This is a genomic window from Streptomyces sp. NPDC048659 (assembly GCF_040650575.1).
Taxonomy (GTDB): domain Bacteria; phylum Actinomycetota; class Actinomycetes; order Streptomycetales; family Streptomycetaceae; genus Streptomyces.
In genome coordinates this window covers 100,674-119,084 of record NZ_JBEZHM010000022.1, presented here as the reverse complement: position 1 = coordinate 119,084, position 18,411 = coordinate 100,674, and the positions used below count along the sequence as shown (strand labels likewise).

The following is an 18,411-nucleotide window of genomic DNA, read 5'->3' as shown; positions in this document are numbered from 1 at the left end:
GGTACTGCAGGGGGGACCCTGTGGGAGAGTAGGACGCCGCCGAACAATCATTGTGGGAAAGCCCCGCACCTTATGGTGCGGGGCTTTTCTGCGTTCCGAGGCCGGAGGGAAACGACGCAGAGGGCGGGTTCCCCGTCGTGATTCCGGGGAACCCGCCCTCTGTCCGTTGATTCAGAGGCGGCCGGCCGCCTTCAGGGACAGGTAGGCGTCCGCCAGGGCGGGGGCCAGGGTGTCCGGGGTCGCGTCCACGACGGTGACGCCGTGGCGCTGGAGCTGTTCCGCGGTGCGGAGGCGCTGGGCCTGGGCCTGGGTGGCGGCGGCAGCCTCGTAGACGCCCTCGATGGTGCCCCGGGCCGCCGCCATGCCGGCGATGTGCGGGTCGGCGACCGAGGCGACGAGGACCGTGTGGCGCTGTGTGAGCTGCGGCAGGACGGGGAGGAGACCCTCCTCGATCGGGGCCGCGTCCAGGCCGGTGAGCAGGACGATCAGGGAGCGGCGGGGCGCGCGGGCCAGGGCGGTGGCCGCCAGGCCGCGGGCGTCGGTCTCGACGAGCTCGGGTTCGAGCGGGGCCAGGGCGTCGACCACGGCGGGCAGCACGTCGTTCGCGGAGCGGCCTTGGACCTGGGCGCGGAGGCGGCGGTCGTAGGCCAGCAGGTCCACGCGGTCGCCGGCGCGGGAGGCCAGGGCGGTCAGGAGGAGTGCGGCGTCCATCGAGGCGTCGAGGCGCGGGACGTCGCCGACGCGGCCGGCCGAGGTGCGGCCCGTGTCGAGGACGACCAGGATGTGCCGGTCCCGCTCGGGCCGCCAGGTGCGGACGGCGACGGTGGTGCCCCGGGCGGTGGCCCGCCAGTCGATGGAGCGGGTGTCGTCGCCGGGTACGTACTCGCGGAGGCTGTCGAACTCGGTGCCCTGGCCGCGCGTCAGGACGCTGGTGCGGCCGTCGAGTTCGCGCAGCCGGGCCAGCCGCGAGGGCAGGTGCTTGCGGCTGGCGAACGGCGGCAGCACGCGGACCGTCCAGGGCACCTCGTGGTTGCCTTGGCGGGCGATGAGGCCGAGCGGGCCGTACGAGCGGACGGTGACGCGCTCGGCGCGGTGGTCGCCGCGGCGGCTCGGGCGCAGCACGGTGCCGAAGCGGCGGCGTTCGCCGGCCGGGACGGTGAGCTTCTGGCGTGCGGGGGCCTGGGTGCTGCTCGGCGGCCAGGCGTCGCGGAGCTGGGCGCGCAGGCGGCGGCGGGACCGGTTGGTGACCGTGAGCTGCACTTCCGCGGCGTCACCAAGTCGAACGCTTGTATCACCACTTCGAGTGAACTGGAGCGTTCGCACTGGCGCGGCCAACGCGTAGTCGCACAGAATTGCGAGGGAGAGGGGCGCGTTCACCGCGAGCATCCCCGTCCAACTGGGGGCGAGGATGCCCACGGGCAGCGATCCGATGGCGGCGAGCAGCGCTGTTCGTCCGGTGAGGGCCATGGGGCGCCGTTCTCAGCGGGGTACGGGGACGTGGGCGAGGATCGAGTTGATGACGGAGTCGGAGTTGACTCCCTCCATCTCGGCCTCGGGCCGCAGTTGGACGCGGTGGCGGAGGGTCGGCAGGGCCAGGGCCTTCACATCGTCCGGGGTGACGTAGTCCCGGCCGGTGAGCCAGGCCCAGGCGCGGGCCGTGGAGAGCAGGGCGGTGGCTCCTCGGGGGGAGACGCCGAGGACGAGCGAGGGGGATTCACGCGTGGCACGGCAGATATCGACGACATAGCCGGCGATCTCGGGGGAGACCGCCACCTTGGCCACGGCCTCGCGGGCGGCTTCGAGTTCGGCGGGGCCGGCGACCGGGCGGACTCCGGCGGCCTTCAGGTCGCGTGGGTCGAAGCCTCCGGCGTGGCGGGTCAGGACGCTGATCTCGTCCTCGCGTGAGGGCAGGGGCACCGTCAGCTTCAGGAGGAAGCGGTCGAGTTGGGCCTCGGGCAGCGGATAGGTGCCCTCGTACTCGACGGGGTTCTGTGTCGCGGCGACCAGGAAGGGCTCGGGCAGTGGGCGGGGGACGCCGTCCACGGTGACCTGGCGCTCCTCCATGGCCTCCAGCAGCGAGGACTGGGTCTTCGGAGGGGTCCGGTTGATCTCGTCCGCGAGCAGCAGGTTGGTGAAGACCGGGCCGGGCTGGAAGGAGAACTCGGCGGTCCGGCTGTCGTAGACCAGCGAGCCGGTGATGTCGGCCGGCATCAGGTCGGGGGTGAACTGGACGCGCTTGGTGTCGAGTTCGAGGGAGGAGGCGAGCGCCCGGACGAGGAGGGTCTTCGCGACGCCGGGGACGCCTTCGAGGAGGACGTGCCCACGGCAGAGCAGGGCGACGACGAGACCGGTGACGGCGGGGTCCTGGCCGACCACGGCCTTTCCGATCTCGGTGCGCAGGGCCTCCAGGGAGGCGCGTGCGGCGTCCGAGGTCGTGTCGGTCTCGGGGGTCGGGGCGCTCATGAGGTGCGTACCTCTCTTTCGAGGGCGTCGAGTTGGTCCGCGAGGCGGATGAGTGCGGCGTCGTCGGCGGGAGCCGTGCCGAAGAGGAGGTCCCGTGGGTCCGCGCCGGTCGCGGGGACGCGGGCGGAGAGTGCGGGGAGGAGGAGTTCGGCCGCGTGGGCGTCCTGGGCGGGGACGCCGAGGAGGGGGGCGAGCCGGGTGCGGGTCGCGGTGCGCAGCACGGTGGCGGCGCGGTCGCGGGCGTCGGCCTTGCGGTAGAGGCGGGCGCGGCCCTCGGTGGCCTCGGAGGCGCGAACGGCGACCGGGAGGCGTTCGGTGACGAGGGGGCCGAAGCGGCGGGCCCGCCAGAGGGCGGCGAGCACGGCGGCGACGGTGAGTTGGAGGGTGCCCCAGAGCCAGCCGGACGGGAGCAGGTCGAGGAAGCCGTCGCCGGAGTCCTCGGCGGGGGCGTCGGCGAGGGAGGGGAGGTACCAGACGAGATGGGTGCGGGAGCCGAGGAGTTGCAGGGCGAGGGAGGCGTTGCCTTGTTTGTCGAGCCGCTTGTTGTAGAGGAGTTCGGGGGAGCCGAGGAGGACCGTGTCGGCGGTGCCCTGGCCGGGGAGGCGGACCAGGGTCGGCAGGCCGTCGGCGTAGTAGCAGCTGTCGGCGGTGGTGCGGCCGGTGACGTACCGCTCGCCGCCGAGGTCCACGCGGCCGGCGCTGGTGGCCGCGGGCAGGGTGCAGGCCGGGTCCAGGGCGGAGACGGGGCTGTCGGCGTCGGCCGTGACCCCGGGGACCAGGGTGGTGAGGGAGGCGGGGCCGGAGGCGAGGAGGACGGTGCGGCCGGACGAGCGCTTCATCGTCGCGTGGAGGCGGGACCGCTGGTCGTCGGTGAGCAGGTCCGGGGTGGTGACGAGGAGGGTGGTGTCCGGGCCGGTGGCGGCGGTGGCCTCGGTGATGGTGGTGGCCACGTCGACGGTGACGCCCTGGGCCTTGAGGAGCTCGGCGAGGGCGCGGCTGCCGAAGGGGTCGGCCGAGCGGGGGTCGAGGCGGCCGTGGTGCTGGGACGACTGCATCGTCGCGAGGATGACGCCGCCGGTCAGGATCAGGGCGAGGAGCAGCAGGGCGCCGCGCGCGCGGGCCCAGAGCCGGCGGGGGCTGAGCGAGGTCGAGGTGGCGGCGGCGGTCGGCCGGCTCATCGGGGGGCCTCCGTGAAGGCGGTGGCGGCGACGGCCGGTTCGAGGACGGGCTTGGTCCGTTCCACGGCGGTGTCGAGCTGCTCGACGCGCCGGTACGCGGCCTCGTCGGCGGTGCGTCCGCCGTATGTGATGTCGTCGAAGGCGCGGGCGGCGGAGCGCAGTCCGTCGGCGTGGGACGGCAGGGACCGGCCGGCTTCCGCGGCGGCTTCGTCGGCGGTGCGGCCGGGGCGGGGGTCGAGCAGGGCGCGTTCCTCAAGGGAGCGGACGACGGCCCGCATCCGTTCCTGGACGGCCTGGTTCCACTGGCCTGCGGCGGCGTGCCGGTCCGCCGCGGCGCGGTGTTCGGCGGCGGTGCGCGGGCCGTCGTCGAAGAGGGAGTCGCCGGCGCCGCCGGAGGGCGTGCGGCGGGGGGTGCCGAGGCGCCACCACAGGGCGCCGAGCACGGCGAGCGCCACGAGGACGACGGCCACGACGCCGACGACACCGCCGGGGGTGACCCCGGAAGCCGAGTCGAAGAGGTTCTCGACCCATTCCCAGAAGCGGTTGAGGCCGCGCTGGAGGAGGTTCGGGTCGTTCTCGTGGTACATCGGCTTGGACAGTTCCCGCTCGGCCGCCTCCTGGGCGGGGACGCGCGGGATGTCCAGCGGTATGTCGTCGGCCGTTCCCCCCGGGCCCGTCACTCCGTCAGCCCCCGTAGCCGGGGAGGCCGGCGGCCCGTGCGAGTTCGAGGTCCAGGGCTTCGCGGCGGATGCGCTGGTCGACGTAGAGGAGCGCGGTGACACCGGCGGAGATCGGGTAGGTGACCGCGCCGATGATCACTCCGCCGATGCCGGTGGTGATCAGGAACGACCAGCTGTTCTCGGGGCTGGTACCCGAGAGGAGGCCGCCGATGCCCTCGGGGCTGAGGAGCATCGCGATCATCGTGAAGGGGATCGCGACGATCATCGAGAAGACGAAGATCAGCAGCTGGGTGAGGATCGTGATGCCGAAGATGCGCCACCAGGAGCCCTGGACCAGCTTGGCCGAGCGGGCCATGGCCTTGAAGATGCCCTGACGCTCCAGCATCAGCGCCGGGGAGGCGAGGCTGAAGCGGATGCCCAGCCAGACCACCACGACGACGCCGGCCAGGAGACCGGCGGCGGCCAGGGGGGCGCTGCCGGCGAGGAGGCCCGGCAGCATGGCGACGACCGAGATGGCGACGCTCATCACCGCCAGCAGCAGGGTGAGTCCGATCAGCGGGAGCACCCGGGGGCGGGCCTCCTGCCAGGCGGCGCCGATGGTGACGGGCCGGCCGAGGACGGCGCGGCTGATGACCACGGTGAGCAGCGCGGCGCACACCAGGGTGGCGATCATGGCGATCAAGATGGCCGGGACCATGCCGGTCATGGTGCTCTGGACGGCGTCGGCGGTCTGCGAGAGCTGTTCGGCGGGGCTCGCGTCCGCGTCCACCTTCGGCGTCCCGGGCACGAGATAGCGCTGCGAGAGGATGTCGGCGACCTGGCTGATCACGGCGACCGTGACCGAGATGGTCAGGACGACCTGCCAGTAGCGGCGCATGGTGGTGACGGCGCCGTCGAGGATCTCGCCCATGGTGAGCGGGCGGAGCGGGATCACTCCCGGCTTCGCGGCCGGTGCCGGGCCCCACTGGGGGTGCGGTCCGCCGCCCCAGCCGGTGCCGGACTGCGCGCGGGCCGGGGCCGGGATGCCGGGGGCCGGTGCGGTCGGCGGCTGCCACTGGCCGGCGGGAGGCTGTTCCTTGGACCACTGCGGGGCGGAGCCGTTCGCGTCGGCGGGGGAGGCGGGGCGGGGAACGCCGGTGCCGTCCTGGCCGTCGGGGGAAGCAGATCCGGGCGAGGTCCAGCCCGGAGTGTCGTTCACGGTCGTCCACCTCGAGGAATGGTCGCGGGGCCGGATCGGCGAACCGGCTCGGTCTCTGCGGCCTTCCGCCGGGTGCGACGAGGGCCGGGAGCCATCGTGCCACGCGGGGCCCTCCCACGGGCGGGCCCGGCCGCACCGGTTGCCCTCCTGTGCGGCGCGCCGGGCCGGGGCCGCGGGGCGCGCGGGGCGGGGTGCCGGCCGGGCCCGGTCCTCCCCATGGGCCGCGGCCGGGGGCGCGCGGTACGGTTCGGGGCGACCACGGGGGTCACGGGGACGGGGTCCGCGCCGGGCCGACACAGAGGGGCACCGGCGGTGAACGGTGGGCGACCGCGCTCGTCGCCGCAGGTCAGTGAGGTATCTCACCAGCCGCCTGGAGACTGATACGGAAATGGGATGATGTCGATATGAAGGGACGCGTTCTGGTCGTCGACGACGACACCGCACTGGCCGAGATGCTGGGGATCGTGCTGCGGGGCGAGGGTTTCGAGCCCTCGTTCGTCGCGGACGGGGACAAGGCGTTGGCCGCTTTCCGGGAGGCCAAGCCGGATCTCGTGCTGCTCGATCTCATGCTGCCCGGACGGGACGGCATCGAGGTCTGCCGGCTGATCCGGGCCGAGTCCGGGGTGCCCATCGTCATGCTCACGGCCAAGAGCGACACGGTCGACGTCGTCGTGGGCCTGGAGTCCGGCGCCGACGACTACATCGTCAAGCCGTTCAAGCCGAAGGAGCTCGTCGCCCGGATCCGGGCGCGGCTGCGGAGGTCGGAGGAGCCCGCGCCGGAGCAGCTGGCGATCGGGGACCTGGTCATCGACGTGGCCGGGCACTCCGTGAAGCGGGACGGGCAGTCGATAGCGCTGACGCCGCTCGAGTTCGACCTGCTGGTCGCGCTGGCGCGCAAGCCGTGGCAGGTGTTCACCCGCGAGGTGCTGCTTGAACAGGTCTGGGGCTACCGCCACGCGGCCGACACCCGGCTCGTGAACGTCCACGTGCAGCGGCTGCGTTCCAAGGTCGAGAAGGACCCGGAGCGCCCCGAGATCGTCGTGACCGTCCGCGGTGTCGGCTACAAGGCAGGGCCGAGCTGACATGAGCGCGGGCAGTACTGCTCCGAAGCCCGGGGATCCGGGAGTCCGTACGGGGCGGGCTGCCGGACCGGGGCGGGGGGGCTCGCGGGTCGGCCGCCTGCTCCAGGACGGCACACCGGGCGGGCCCGCCTTCCGGCTGGTCGCGCGCTGGCTGCGCCGCCCGCTGCTGCCCGCCGTACGCCTGTGGCGGCGCAATCTTCAGGTGCGCGTGGTCGCGGGCACCCTGCTCATGTCCCTCGGCGTCGTGCTGCTGCTCGGCCTCGTGGTGATCGGGCAGGTGCGCAACGGCCTGCTCGACGCCAAGGAGCGGGCCGCGCAGAGCCAGGCGGCCGGTGGTTTCTCCGCCGCGCAGGACAAGGCGGCCACCACGCCGCCCGCGCCCGGCGGGCAGGACGGCGGCCGGGCCGGCGCGTCCGTGAACTGGCGCTCGACGCTGGTCGAGCAGCTCGCCAGCGGCGGCCAGAGCGCCTTCAACGTGGTCGCGCTGTCCCTGGAGACCGGGAACACCGCCAGCCGCGGCGCCCGCGCCTCCGGCGAGGTCGATCCGACCACCAGCATCCCCGCCGAGCTGCGGCACAACGTCGCCCAGGGCACCAGCACCTACCAGCAGCCCGCCCGCATCCACTACACCAGCGGCAAGGCGTCCGAGCCCGGCCTGGTGATCGGCAAGCGGCTCAACGACGCCGACGGCACCCCGTACGAGCTGTACTACCTCTTCCCGCTGACGCAGGAGGAGGACTCCCTCGCGCTCGTGAAGACGACCCTCGCGACCGCCGGGCTGTTCGTCGTCGTGCTGCTCGGCGCGATCGCCTGGCTCGTCGTGCGCCAGGTCGTCACCCCCGTGCGGATGGCCGCCGCGGTCGCCGAGCGGCTGTCGGCCAGCGGGCTGCAGGAGCGGATGAAGGTCACCGGCGAGGACGACATCGCGCGCCTCGGCGAGGCGTTCAACAAGATGGCGCAGACCATCCAGCTGAAGATCCAGCAGCTGGAGGAGCTGTCGCGGATGCAGCGCCGGTTCGTCTCCGACGTCTCGCACGAGCTGCGGACGCCGCTGACGACCGTGCGGATGGCGGCGGACGTCATCCACGAGGCCCGGGTCGACTTCGACCCCGTCACCGCGCGCTCCGCCGAGCTCCTCGGCGACCAGCTCGACCGGTTCGAGTCGCTGCTGTCGGACCTGCTGGAGATCAGCCGCTTCGACGCGGGCGCCGCGGCCCTGGAGGCCGAGCCGATCGACCTGCGCCAGGTCGTCCGGCGGGTCATCGGCGGCGCCGAGCCGCTGGCCGAGCGCAAGGGCACCCGGATCCTCGTGCTGGGCGACGAGCAGCCCGTGGTCGCCGAGGTGGACGCCCGCCGGGTCGAGCGGGTGCTGCGCAACCTGGTCGTCAACGCCGTGGAGCACGGCGAGGGCCGGGACGTGACCGTGAAGCTGGCCGCCGCCGGCGGGGCCGTCGCCGTCGCCGTACGCGACTACGGCATCGGGCTCAAGCCCGGCGAGGCGACCCGCGTCTTCAACCGCTTCTGGCGGGCCGACCCGTCCCGCGCGCGCACCACCGGCGGTACGGGCCTCGGCCTGTCGATCGCCGTCGAGGACGCGCGGCTGCACGGCGGCTGGCTGCAGGCGTGGGGCGAGCCCGGCGGCGGCTCGCAGTTCCGGCTCACCCTGCCGCGGACCGCGGACGAGCCGCTGCGCGGTTCGCCGATCCCGCTGGAGCCGGAGGACTCGCGGCGCAACCGCGAGCAGGCCGCGGCCGGGGCCCGCCTGACGGCCGTGCCCGCGCAGCCCGCCGGGGAGCACCCGGCGGCGCTGTCGGTGCCGCCGAGGCTGGCGTCCGTACCGCGGGCGACGGTGGATCCGACGGCGCTGCCGGGCAGCGGCGCGCGGGTCGTGCCGCGCGGCGCGGCGGGCGCGGAGGCCGGGGAGGATCCGGACGGTGACGGTGTCGGGGGCGAGGCCATGGCGTCGACGCGCGCCGAGCGGGAGGGCGGGACCGGTGGGCGCTGACCATCGAGGAAAGCGGTGGACCCCGGGGCGGGGACGGCCGGTGCGCGGGATCGTGCTGCTGGTCTGCGGCTCGGTGCTGGCGGCCGGCTGCGCGAGCATGCCCGACAGCGGCGACGCACGGGCGGTGAAGGCGTCCAACGGCGGCGACTCGCAGGTCCGGGTGTACGCGGTCGCGCCCCGGGACAACGCCGACCCGGAGGAGATCGTCGACGGCTTCCTGGAGGCCATGACGAGTGACGACCCCGGGTTCGCGACGGCCCGCAAGTACCTGACCCCGCAGGCCGCGCGGACGTGGCGGCCGGAGGCGAGCATCACGGTGCTCACCAACGCGCCCGACCGCGACCAGGCGGACCGGATGGCCGACACGGAGAACCAGGGGCGCTCGTACCCGATCTCCGGGCGGCGGATCGCGAAGGTCGACGCCCGGCACGCGTACCGGCCGGAGGTCCCGGCGGAGTTCAACGAGTCGATCCACGTGGTCCAGCAGCCCTCGGCCGACGGCAAGAGCAAGGAATGGCGCATCGACAGCCTGCCCTCCGGGCTGGTGCTCGGCGAGGCGGACTTCCTGCGCAACTACCGCTCGGTCAACAAGTACTACTTCGCGTCGGGGGAGGACTGGGTCGTCGCCGACCCCGTCTACATCCGGCAGCGGCAGGACCCCGTCACCCGCATGGACCCCGTCACCCAGACCGTGAAGGCGCTCCTGGAGGGCCCGACGGGCTGGCTCGGACCGGCCGTCGACTCGCGCTTCCCGTCCGGTACGGAGCTGAAGAAGGGCGTCACGACGCTCTCGACCGACGACCAGTCGACGCTGAAGGTCCCGCTGAACGCCAAGGCGGACCACGTCAGCGCCCTCGTCTGCAAGGGCATGGCGGCGCAGCTCCTCTTCACCCTCGGCGACCTGACCTCGGCCCGCGTGGAGCAGGTCGAACTCCAGGGCAGCGGCGGCAGGTCGCTGTGCCTGCTCGGCAAGGGGCAGGCCACCGAGGAGTACTCGCCGGTCCGCGACCCGGGCCGCGGGGAGAACCCGTACTTCGTCGACGACCACGGCCGGCTGATGACGCTGTCGGTCGCCTCGAAGCAGCTCGACAAGCCGACGGAGGTCCCCGGGCCGTTCGGGCGGGGCGCGCTGCCGCTGACGTCCGTGGCGGTGGACCGGGAGGAGAGCCGGGCCGCCGGGATCGTGCAGGACGGCCGGGCGCTGCGGGTCGGGTCGATCACCGCCGACGAGGAGCCCGCGCCGCCCGTCGTGACCAGCACCGGGCCGCGGCAGCAGGACCGGCTGTCGGCGCCGAGCTGGGACGGCCACGGCGACCTGTGGGTCGCCGACCGCAACCCGGCCGACCCGCGGCTGTGGCTGGTGCCCGGCGGCCAGGGCGAGCCGGTCGAGGTCAGCACGCCGTGGCTGAAGGACGGGGCCCGGATCGAGTCGCTGCGGGTCTCCGCCGACGGGGTGCGGATCGCGCTGCTCGTCACCAAGGACAAGCGCACGACCCTCCAGATCGGCCGGGTCGAGCGGACGCGCAGCGAGGGCCGCGAGAGCGTCTCCGTCGAGTCCCCGCAGCGGGCCGCGCCGCGCCTGGAGTCCGTCACCGCCGTGTCCTGGGCCGGCCCGAGCCGCCTCGTCGTGGTCGGCACGGAGGCGGGCGGGGTGCAGCAGGTGCGGTACGTCCAGACGGACGGCTCCACGTCGACCACGTCGGTCCTGCCGGGCCTCAACGGCGTCACCGCCGTCGCCGCGCCGCACGGCGAGGTGTCCCCGGTCGTCGCGGACTCCGGCAACGACGGCATCGTGCGGCTCGTGCCGGGCGCGAACTGGCAGCCGATCGCCAAGGAGGGGGACTCGCCGGTCTACCCGGGCTGAGGCCGGGCGCCGCCGTTTCCGTCTCCGTCTCCATCTCCGTTTCCGTCTCCGATTCCGATTCCGTCTCGGGTTCGGCTTTTTCGCCTTCGCTTCCGCCTGTCCTCTGGCGAGCCGTCGCTTCCGCGCGGTTGTCCACAGGGCCTTGTCCACAGGGCTGGTGCGCCCCGTCGGGGCGGTGGACAGTGGGGGCATGCGGGGCTGGTGGGCCGAGGCGGCCGGGCTGGTGCTGCCTGCCGTCTGCGTGGCGTGCGGCAGGGGGCGGTCGGGGCTCTGCGGGGAGTGCGGGCGGCGGCTTCTCGTGGGGGCGCGGCGGGTGTGGCCCTCGCCCGTGCCGGCGGGCCTGCCGACCGTGTACGCGGCGGCGGCGTACGAGGGGGCCGTGCGGGCCGTGCTGCTCGCGCACAAGGAGCGCGGGGCGCTGCCGCTCGCCGGGCCGCTGGGGGCCGCGCTGGCGGGGGCCGTGGAGGCCGCCGCGGGGCCCTGTGAGGGCCTCGGGGGCCCGCCGCTGCTCCTCGTACCGGTGCCGTCCTCGCGGCGCTCCGTGCGGGCTCGTGGCCACGATCCGGCGCGGCGGATCGCGCGGCACGCGGCGGCGCTGCTGCGGCGGTCCGGGCGGGCGGCGCGGGTGCTGCCCGTGCTGCGGCAGGGCCGGGCGGTGGCCGACCAGGCGGGGCTCGGGGCGCGGGCGCGGCTCGCCAATCTGGCGGGGGCGCTGGAACTCGCCCCGGGCGGTGCGCGGCTTCTCTCGGAGGCGGCCGGGAGAGTGGTTCTCGTCGACGATCTGATGACCACGGGGGCCTCGCTGGCGGAGGCGGCGAGGGCACTGAGTGCCGCCCGCTCCGGTGTACACCCCCCGTTCATTCCCGGATTACCGGACAGCCCGAAGGGGCGGGTGGCGGAAGCTCTTTTCGAACAGTCGACGGCAGCGGTAGTCGCATCCTCTCCGGGTTCGTTCGAAATAAACCGGAACTCCTGAACAACTTACATCGTTGCAGGTGGTGAGAGGTGGGAACACCCGAATGGAGGTAACTCCCGGCAGCGGGTGACGACACCCGTCCGAACGAGCTATGTTCGGTTGTGAGGAATGGCGAACAGCTACACCTCACCTAAAGCACGGGTGCGCCTACAGGACGGGAGTTCAAGGCGAATTAACCTCTTGTCAATGGGGTGGGGAGCTTGTCGACTGGGGAGGAGAGGGGCGAAGTCGCCAAGTCCGAGACCCCGGCAATCGCCGGAGTCTGGTGCAAAGGGAGATGCTCCGCGGCCAAGGAGCCGCAGTGAGTGATCCGGGAACGGAGTTCTGCGTGGACATCGTCGTCAAGGGCCGCAAGACCGAGGTGCCCGAGCGGTTCCGGAAGCACGTGGCCGAGAAGCTGAAGCTGGAGAAGATCCAGAAGCTCGACGGCAAGGTGATCAGCCTCGACGTCGAGGTGTCCAAGGAGCACAACCCGCGGCAGGCCGACCGGTCCGACCGCGTGGAGATCACCCTCCACTCCCGAGGCCCGGTGATCCGGGCGGAGGCGGCGGCCGGTGATGCGTACGCAGCGCTCGACCTCGCCAGCGACAAGCTGGAGACGCAGCTGCGCAAGCAGCACGACAAGAGGTACACCCGCCGCGGCAACGGCAGGCTCTCGGCGGCGGAGGTCGCCGACGTGGTGCCGGGTGTCGCGTCGCTGAACGGCGCGGGCGAGGTGGTGCCGGAGGAGACCGGCGGCACCGTGCCCACCACGATGATGGGTTCGATCGAGGTCCAGGGCGAAGGACCGCTGGTGGTCCGCGAGAAGACCCACAGGGCCGCTCCCATGACGCTCGACCAGGCGCTCTACGAGATGGAGCTGGTCGGGCACGACTTCTACCTCTTCGTGGACTCCGACACGAAGCAGCCCAGTGTCGTCTACCGGCGGCACGCCTACGACTACGGCGTCATCCACCTGGAGAGCGACCCGCTCGCGGGTGAGGACCTCGGCGGCGCGGGCGGCGCGCTCGGCGGCTGAGGTAGCCGGCCGACGGCCCCCGGCCGGCCCCTGACCGGCCGCGGTCGGCCGCGGTTTCGATTCGGTGCCCCTGGAGCGCTCCCCGTGCTCCCAGGGGCACCCTTGTGCGACCGGAAGCGACGGAATGCGACCGGGTGCGACCACGCGTACACCGCGAGGCCGCCGAGGCATGAAATCATGACGTGCACGCCAACCGGTGCTCCCTGAGCAGCGGTTGGAGGACCGAGAGTGCTTCCTTACACGACTTCAGGCCACGGCCTTCTGGGGGAGGAACGATGGCGGACGGCTTCGGGCCGGTGCACGGCGGGCGGGAGTCCCTCGGCACGGTGAATCCGGAGGGGTCGGATTCGGCCAGCGGCACGTCACGTGCCGAGCCGATCCGGGTTCTCGTCGTGGACGATCACGCGCTCTTCCGGCGCGGACTGGAGATCGTCCTCGCCCAGGAGGAGGACATCCAGGTCGTCGGCGAGGCCGGGGACGGGGCCGAGGCCGTCGACAAGGCCGCCGACCTGCTGCCGGACATCGTGCTGATGGACGTGCGGATGCCCAAGCGCGGCGGGATCGAGGCATGCACCTCGATCAAGGAGGTCGCCCCCAGCGCGAAGATCATCATGCTGACGATCAGCGACGAGGAGGCCGACCTCTACGACGCCATCAAGGCGGGCGCGACCGGCTACCTCCTCAAGGAGATCTCCACCGACGAGGTCTCCACCGCCATCCGCGCGGTCGCCGACGGACAGTCGCAGATCAGCCCCTCGATGGCCTCCAAGCTGCTCACCGAGTTCAAGTCGATGATCCAGCGCACCGACGAGCGCCGGCTGGTGCCCGCACCGCGCCTGACCGACCGCGAGCTGGAGGTCCTCAAGCTCGTCGCGACCGGGATGAACAACCGGGACATCGCCAAGGAGCTGTTCATCTCCGAGAACACCGTGAAGAACCACGTGCGCAACATCCTGGAGAAGCTCCAGCTGCACTCCCGGATGGAGGCCGTGGTCTACGCGATGCGGGAGAAGATCCTGGAGATCCGCTGACGGATCCCGCCGCTCAGCCCAGCGACTTGACGAGCTCTGCGGTGAGTTCCGCCGCATCCACGCGCTCCACCGCCACCGCGTCGCAGCCCACCCACTCGGCGGCCTCGCGCAGCGCCCGGGCCACCGCCGGGACCGCCTTCGGGCCGTCGAGCGACACCTGGCGGGCGACCAGCGTGCGCCCCTCCCGCGCCGGGTCCACCCGGCCGACCAGACGCCCGCCGGACAGCACCGGCATCGCGAAGTACCCGTGGACCCGCTTCTGCTTCGGCACGTACGCCTCCAGGCGGTGCGTGAAGCCGAAGATCCGCTCCGTGCGGGCCCGCTCCCAGATCAGCGAGTCGAACGGCGACAGCAGCGTCGTCCGGTGCCGCCCGCGCGGCTCGGCCGCCAGCGCCGCTGGGTCCGCCCACGCGGGCTTGCCCCAGCCGGCCACGGTCACCGGGGCGAGGCCCGAGTCCGCCACCACCGCGTCGAACGCCTCGCCCTTGATCCGGTGGTAGTCGGCGAGGTCCGCGCGGGTGCCGACGCCCAGCGCCTCGCCCGCCTGCCGCACCAGCCGTCGCAGGCACTCGGTGTCATCCAGGTCGTCGTGGAGCAGCTCCCCGGGGACGGCCCGCTCGGCCAGGTCGTAGACCCGCTTCCAGCCGCGCCGCTCGGTGACCACGACCTCGCCGTACATCAGCGCCCGCTCGACGGCGATCTTCGAGTCGGACCAGTCCCACCACTCGCCCTTGTTCTTCGCGCCGCCCAGCTCGGTCGCCGTCAGCGGGCCCTCCGCGCGCAACTGCGCGATCACCGCCTCGTACGCCCCCGGGGACAGCTCGTGGCCCCAGTGCGGGCGGTCGCGGTAGGAGCGCCTGCGGAAGGCGAAGAGCGGCCACTCCTCGATCGGCAGGACGCAGGCGGCGTGCGACCAGTACTCGAAGGCGTGGCCCTCCGTCCAGTACGCCTCCTCGACCGCGGTGCGGCCGACCGCGCCCAGGCGCGCGTACGGGATGAGCTCGTGCGAGCGGGCCAGCACCGAGATCGTGTCGAGCTGGACCTGCCCGAGGTGCCGCAGCACGCCCCGGACCCCGCCCCGGCGGTCGGGGGCGCCGAGGAAGCCCTGGGCCCGCAGGACGATCCGGCGGGCTTCGTCGGCGGACAGTTCGGCTGCGGGGTGCGGGGCGGCGGTCGTCATGATCCGCAATCTAGCGGGCCGCACCGACAGCCGGGCCGGGTCCGGCGGGGTCGGGCGGGGTCCGGCCGGGGAGTCCCGGGCCGCCCCGTCAGACCCGCGCCGGCAGGTACGGCAGGGGGGCCGGGAGGCCCAGGTCCGAGGGGAGGAGGGAGGCCGACCAGGAGTCGCGGACCGTGCCCTTGTTCACCAGGCCCGCCCGCTCGACGCCCTCCACCGTGAAACCGGCCCGCTCGGCCACCGCGCGGGACGGCGCATTGCCGACCTCGGCGCGCCACACCAGGCGGTGACAGCCCAGCCCGGTGAAGGCCCAGTGGGCGACGGCGCCGACCGCCTCCGCCATGAACCCCTGGCCGCGCCGCTCCTTCGCCTGCCAGAAGCCGACCTCGTACACGCCCTCCGCGCGGGCCGACACCCCGATCGCGGCGAACAGCGGCCCGCCCTGGACGGGCTCGACGGCGAAGGCGTACTCCCGGCCGCTGCTCCAGCCCTCCGGGGCCAGCCGCAGGACGAAGAACTCGGCGTCCTGCCGGCTGTACGGCGAGGGGACGACGGTCCAGCGCTGGATGTCGGGGTCCTGACAGGCTTCGAAGACCCGGTCGACGTCCTCCGGCGCGTAGGGGCGAAGACGCAGGCGTTCGGTGGTGAGGGTGATCGGCTCCATGACGGAATTCTGGTGACCCGCCCGGGTCCATGCGAACACTTTTCGGTGCGGGCGGCACCTTCCGGCGGGCTCGGGCGTTCTTTCCTGCGGGAGGTCTCTCGGGCGTGAGCGGGGCTTCGGCACAGCGGGCCTCCCTCCGCGAGGGCGGTCTCGCTTACGATGGCCGTTGCGGTGGGGACCACCTGCCGTGCCCGCGCCCGAGTCATGACAAGACCCAGTGCCAGGCCCGACCGGCAAGGAGACCAGCCTCAGTGTCCGTCTTCAACAAGCTCATGCGTGCAGGCGAAGGCAAGATCCTGCGCAAACTGCACCGCATCGCGGACCAGGTCAACTCCATCGAAGAGGACTTCGTCAAACTCTCCGACGCCGAGTTGCGGGCACTCACCGATGAGTACAAGCAGCGCTACATCGACGGTGAGAGCCTGGACGACCTGCTCCCCGAGGCGTTCGCCACCGTCCGCGAGGGCGCCAAGCGCGTCCTCGGCCAGCGCCACTACGACGTCCAGATCATGGGCGGCGCCGCGCTCCACCTCGGCTACGTGGCCGAGATGAAGACCGGTGAGGGCAAGACCCTCGTCGGCACGCTCCCGGCGTATCTGAACGCGCTGTCCGGCAAGGGCGTCCACCTGATCACGGTGAACGACTACCTGGCCGAGCGCGACTCCGAGATGATGGGCCGGGTGCACAAGTTCCTCGGCCTGGAGGTCGGCTGCATCCTGGCGAACATGACTCCGGCCCAGCGCCGTGAGCAGTACGCCTGCGACATCACGTACGGCACGAACAACGAGTTCGGCTTCGACTACCTGCGCGACAACATGGCGTGGTCCCAGGACGAGCTCGTCCAGCGCGGCCACAACTACGCCTGTGTCGACGAGGTCGACTCGATCCTCGTCGACGAGGCCCGTACGCCGCTGATCATCTCCGGCCCGGCCGACCAGGCCACCAAGTGGTACGGCGACTTCGCGAAGCTGGTCACCCGCCTGGTCAAGGGCGAGCCCGGCAACCCGATGAAGGGCATCGAGGAGACCGGCGACTACGAGGTCGACGAGAAGAAGCGCACCGTCGGCATCCACGAGGCCGGCGTCGCCAAGGTCGAGGACTGGCTGGGCATCGACAACCTCTACGAGTCGGTGAACACCCCGCTGGTCGGGTACCTGAACAACGCCATCAAGGCGAAGGAACTGTTCAAGAAGGACAAGGACTACGTCGTCATCGACGGCGAGGTCATGATCGTCGACGAGCACACCGGCCGTATCCTCGCCGGCCGCCGCTACAACGAGGGCATGCACCAGGCGATCGAGGCCAAGGAGGGGGTGCAGATCAAGGACGAGAACCAGACCCTCGCCACGATCACCCTCCAGAACTTCTTCCGCCTCTACGACAAGCTCTCCGGCATGACCGGTACGGCCATGACCGAGGCGGCCGAGTTCCACCAGATCTACAAGCTGGGCGTCGTGCCGATCCCGACGAACCGGCCCATGCAGCGCAAGGACCAGCCGGACCTGATCTACCGGACCGAGGTCGCCAAGTTCGCCGCCGTCGTCGACGACATCGCGGAGAAGCACGAGAAGGGCCAGCCGGTCCTCGTCGGCACCACCTCGGTCGAGAAGTCCGAGTACCTGTCGCAGCAGCTCAGCAAGCGCGGCGTGCCGCACGAGGTGCTGAACGCCAAGCACCACGAGCGCGAGGCCGCGATCGTCGCCCAGGCGGGCCGCCGGGGCGCCGTCACCGTCGCCACCAACATGGCCGGCCGCGGTACGGACATCAAGCTCGGCGGCAACCCCGACGACCTCGCCGAGGCCGAGCTGCGCCAGTCCGGCCTGGACCCGGTCGAGCACGTCGAGGAGTGGGCCGCGGCCCTGCCCGGCGCCATGGAGCGGGCCGAGAAGGCCGTGAAGGCGGAGTTCGAGGAGGTCAAGGAGCTCGGCGGCCTGTACGTCCTGGGCACCGAGCGCCACGAGTCCCGCCGTATCGACAACCAGCTCCGCGGCCGTTCCGGCCGTCAGGGCGACCCGGGCGAGTCCCGCTTCTACCTGTCGCTCGGCGACGACCTGATGCGCCTGTTCAAGGCCGCCATGGTCGAGCGCGTGATGGCGATGGCGAACGTGCCGGACGACGTCCCGATCGAGAACAAGATGGTCACCCGCGCGATCGCCTCCGCGCAGGGCCAGGTCGAGAGCCAGAACTTCGAGACCCGTAAGAACGTCCTGAAGTACGACGAGGTCCTCAACCGGCAGCGCGAGGTCATCTACGGCGAGCGCCGCCGCGTCCTGGAGGGCGAGGACCTGCAGGAGCAGGTCGGCCACTTCATGGACGACACGATCGACGACTACATCCGCCAGGAGACCGCCGACGGCTTCGCCGAGGAGTGGGACCTGGACCGCCTGTGGAACGCCTTCAAGCAGCTCTACCCGGCGAAGGTCACGGTCGACGAGCTGGAGGACGCGGCCGGGGACCGGGCGGGCATCACCGCCGAGTTCATCGCCGAGTCCGTCAAGGACGACATCCACGAGCAGTACAACGCGCGGGAGACCCAGCTCGGCTCCGAGATCATGCGTGAGCTGGAGCGGCGCGTGGTCCTCTCGGTGCTCGACCGCAAGTGGCGCGAGCACCTCTACGAGATGGACTACCTCCAGGAGGGCATCGGCCTGCGCGCCATGGCCCAGAAGGACCCGCTGGTCGAGTACCAGCGCGAGGGCTTCGACATGTTCACCGCCATGATGGAGGGCATCAAGGAGGAGTCCGTCGGCTACCTGTTCAACCTGGAGGTCCAGGTCGAGCAGCAGGTCGAGGAGGTCCCGGTGCAGGACTCGCCGTCCCTCGACAAGAAGGACGCCGTCCCGGCCGGTCGCCCGGAGATCCGCGCCAAGGGCCTGGAGGCCCCGCAGCGCCCCGACCGGCTGCACTTCTCCGCCCCCAAGGTCGACGGTGACGGCTCGGTCGTCGAGGGCGACTTCGCCTCCGACGGCAGCGAGGCCACGGGCGACGGCATGACCCGCGCGGAGCGCCGCAAGGCGCAGAAGAACGCGGGCGGGCGTCGCCGCAAGAAGTAGGTAAGCAGGCCGTCGCCGCGAG

The 18,411-nt window shown here is 72.5% G+C and carries 14 protein-coding genes; 7 read left to right on the top strand and 7 right to left on the bottom strand.

The features are described 5' to 3' along the window. Positions 1-171 precede the first annotated feature (171 nt). Genes AB0C99_RS19080 through AB0C99_RS19060 form a run of 5 tightly spaced genes read right to left on the bottom strand, consistent with a single transcriptional unit; the run spans position 172 to position 5,519 of the window. Positions 172-1,467, bottom strand: a complete 1,296-nt coding sequence (locus tag AB0C99_RS19080; protein ID WP_362476277.1) for a DUF58 domain-containing protein — start codon at positions 1,465-1,467, stop codon at positions 172-174. Between the two features lie 12 nt (positions 1,468-1,479). After that, complete coding sequence (locus AB0C99_RS19075) at positions 1,480-2,463, bottom strand: MoxR family ATPase (RefSeq protein WP_362476275.1); 984 nt, start codon at positions 2,461-2,463, stop codon at positions 1,480-1,482. Then, positions 2,460-3,641, bottom strand: a complete 1,182-nt coding sequence (locus AB0C99_RS19070) for a DUF4350 domain-containing protein (protein ID WP_362476273.1) — start codon at positions 3,639-3,641, stop codon at positions 2,460-2,462. The genes AB0C99_RS19075 and AB0C99_RS19070 overlap by 4 nt, the downstream gene beginning before the upstream one ends. Continuing rightward, entirely contained in the window at positions 3,638-4,321 is a 684-nt protein-coding gene (locus AB0C99_RS19065; protein ID WP_362476271.1) for a DUF4129 domain-containing protein, read from the bottom strand. Before AB0C99_RS19065 ends, AB0C99_RS19070 begins: the two co-directional genes overlap by 4 nt. A gap of 4 nt (positions 4,322-4,325) precedes the next feature. Further along, complete coding sequence (locus AB0C99_RS19060) at positions 4,326-5,519, bottom strand: hypothetical protein (RefSeq protein WP_362476269.1); 1,194 nt, start codon at positions 5,517-5,519, stop codon at positions 4,326-4,328. Between the two features lie 404 nt (positions 5,520-5,923). Here AB0C99_RS19060 and mtrA point away from each other — a divergent pair, with 404 nt between their 5' ends. From mtrA to AB0C99_RS19030, 6 genes are all read left to right on the top strand, one after another. Continuing rightward, entirely contained in the window at positions 5,924-6,601 is a 678-nt protein-coding gene (mtrA, locus tag AB0C99_RS19055; RefSeq protein WP_009333493.1) for a two-component system response regulator MtrA, read from the top strand. 1 nt (position 6,602) lies between these two features. Continuing rightward, positions 6,603-8,606: an MtrAB system histidine kinase MtrB gene (gene mtrB / locus AB0C99_RS19050; protein WP_362476267.1), complete on the top strand. Its 2,004-nt coding sequence runs from the start codon at positions 6,603-6,605 to the stop codon at positions 8,604-8,606. A 97-nt stretch (positions 8,607-8,703) separates the two neighbouring features. Further along, positions 8,704-10,470 (top strand): LpqB family beta-propeller domain-containing protein, encoded by a 1,767-nt coding sequence (locus AB0C99_RS19045; RefSeq protein ID WP_362476283.1) that lies wholly within the window; start codon positions 8,704-8,706, stop codon positions 10,468-10,470. A gap of 190 nt (positions 10,471-10,660) precedes the next feature. Then, positions 10,661-11,446 carry a ComF family protein gene (locus AB0C99_RS19040; protein ID WP_362476266.1) on the top strand — a complete coding sequence of 262 codons (786 nt, stop codon included), beginning with the start codon at positions 10,661-10,663 and terminating at the stop codon, positions 11,444-11,446. 277 nt (positions 11,447-11,723) lie between these two features. Continuing rightward, positions 11,724-12,464: a ribosome-associated translation inhibitor RaiA gene (gene raiA / locus AB0C99_RS19035; protein WP_362476264.1), complete on the top strand. Its 741-nt coding sequence runs from the start codon at positions 11,724-11,726 to the stop codon at positions 12,462-12,464. 275 nt (positions 12,465-12,739) lie between these two features. Then, positions 12,740-13,495: a response regulator transcription factor gene (locus AB0C99_RS19030; protein WP_362476262.1), complete on the top strand. Its 756-nt coding sequence runs from the start codon at positions 12,740-12,742 to the stop codon at positions 13,493-13,495. 13 nt (positions 13,496-13,508) lie between these two features. Here AB0C99_RS19030 and AB0C99_RS19025 read toward each other — a convergent pair whose 3' ends face one another. Both AB0C99_RS19025 and AB0C99_RS19020 read right to left on the bottom strand, forming a co-directional pair. Next, positions 13,509-14,675, bottom strand: coding sequence for a crosslink repair DNA glycosylase YcaQ family protein (locus AB0C99_RS19025; RefSeq protein ID WP_362476260.1), 1,167 nt, complete (start codon positions 14,673-14,675; stop codon positions 13,509-13,511). Between the two features lie 88 nt (positions 14,676-14,763). Then, complete coding sequence (locus tag AB0C99_RS19020) at positions 14,764-15,336, bottom strand: GNAT family protein (RefSeq protein WP_362476258.1); 573 nt, start codon at positions 15,334-15,336, stop codon at positions 14,764-14,766. A gap of 251 nt (positions 15,337-15,587) precedes the next feature. Between AB0C99_RS19020 and secA the strand changes: the two genes are divergently transcribed. Further along, positions 15,588-18,389: a preprotein translocase subunit SecA gene (gene secA / locus AB0C99_RS19015; protein ID WP_362476257.1), complete on the top strand. Its 2,802-nt coding sequence runs from the start codon at positions 15,588-15,590 to the stop codon at positions 18,387-18,389. Positions 18,390-18,411: the final 22 nt, after the last annotated feature.

Bases quoted from the DNA above. Each gene is read 5' to 3' on its own strand.
- AB0C99_RS19080 (WP_362476277.1), bottom strand. From the start codon at position 1,467: ATGGCCCTCACCGGACGAACAGCGCTGCTCGCCGCCATCGGATCGCTG.
- AB0C99_RS19075 (WP_362476275.1), bottom strand. From the start codon at position 2,463: ATGAGCGCCCCGACCCCCGAGACCGACACGACCTCGGACGCCGCACGC.
- AB0C99_RS19070 (WP_362476273.1), bottom strand. From the start codon at position 3,641: ATGAGCCGGCCGACCGCCGCCGCCACCTCGACCTCGCTCAGCCCCCGC.
- mtrA (WP_009333493.1), top strand. From the start codon at position 5,924: ATGAAGGGACGCGTTCTGGTCGTCGACGACGACACCGCACTGGCCGAG.
- mtrB (WP_362476267.1), top strand. From the start codon at position 6,603: ATGAGCGCGGGCAGTACTGCTCCGAAGCCCGGGGATCCGGGAGTCCGT.
- AB0C99_RS19045 (WP_362476283.1), top strand. From the start codon at position 8,704: ATGCCCGACAGCGGCGACGCACGGGCGGTGAAGGCGTCCAACGGCGGC.
- AB0C99_RS19040 (WP_362476266.1), top strand. From the start codon at position 10,661: ATGCGGGGCTGGTGGGCCGAGGCGGCCGGGCTGGTGCTGCCTGCCGTC.
- raiA (WP_362476264.1), top strand. From the start codon at position 11,724: ATGCTCCGCGGCCAAGGAGCCGCAGTGAGTGATCCGGGAACGGAGTTC.
- AB0C99_RS19030 (WP_362476262.1), top strand. From the start codon at position 12,740: ATGGCGGACGGCTTCGGGCCGGTGCACGGCGGGCGGGAGTCCCTCGGC.
- AB0C99_RS19025 (WP_362476260.1), bottom strand. From the start codon at position 14,675: ATGACGACCGCCGCCCCGCACCCCGCAGCCGAACTGTCCGCCGACGAA.
- AB0C99_RS19020 (WP_362476258.1), bottom strand. From the start codon at position 15,336: ATGGAGCCGATCACCCTCACCACCGAACGCCTGCGTCTTCGCCCCTAC.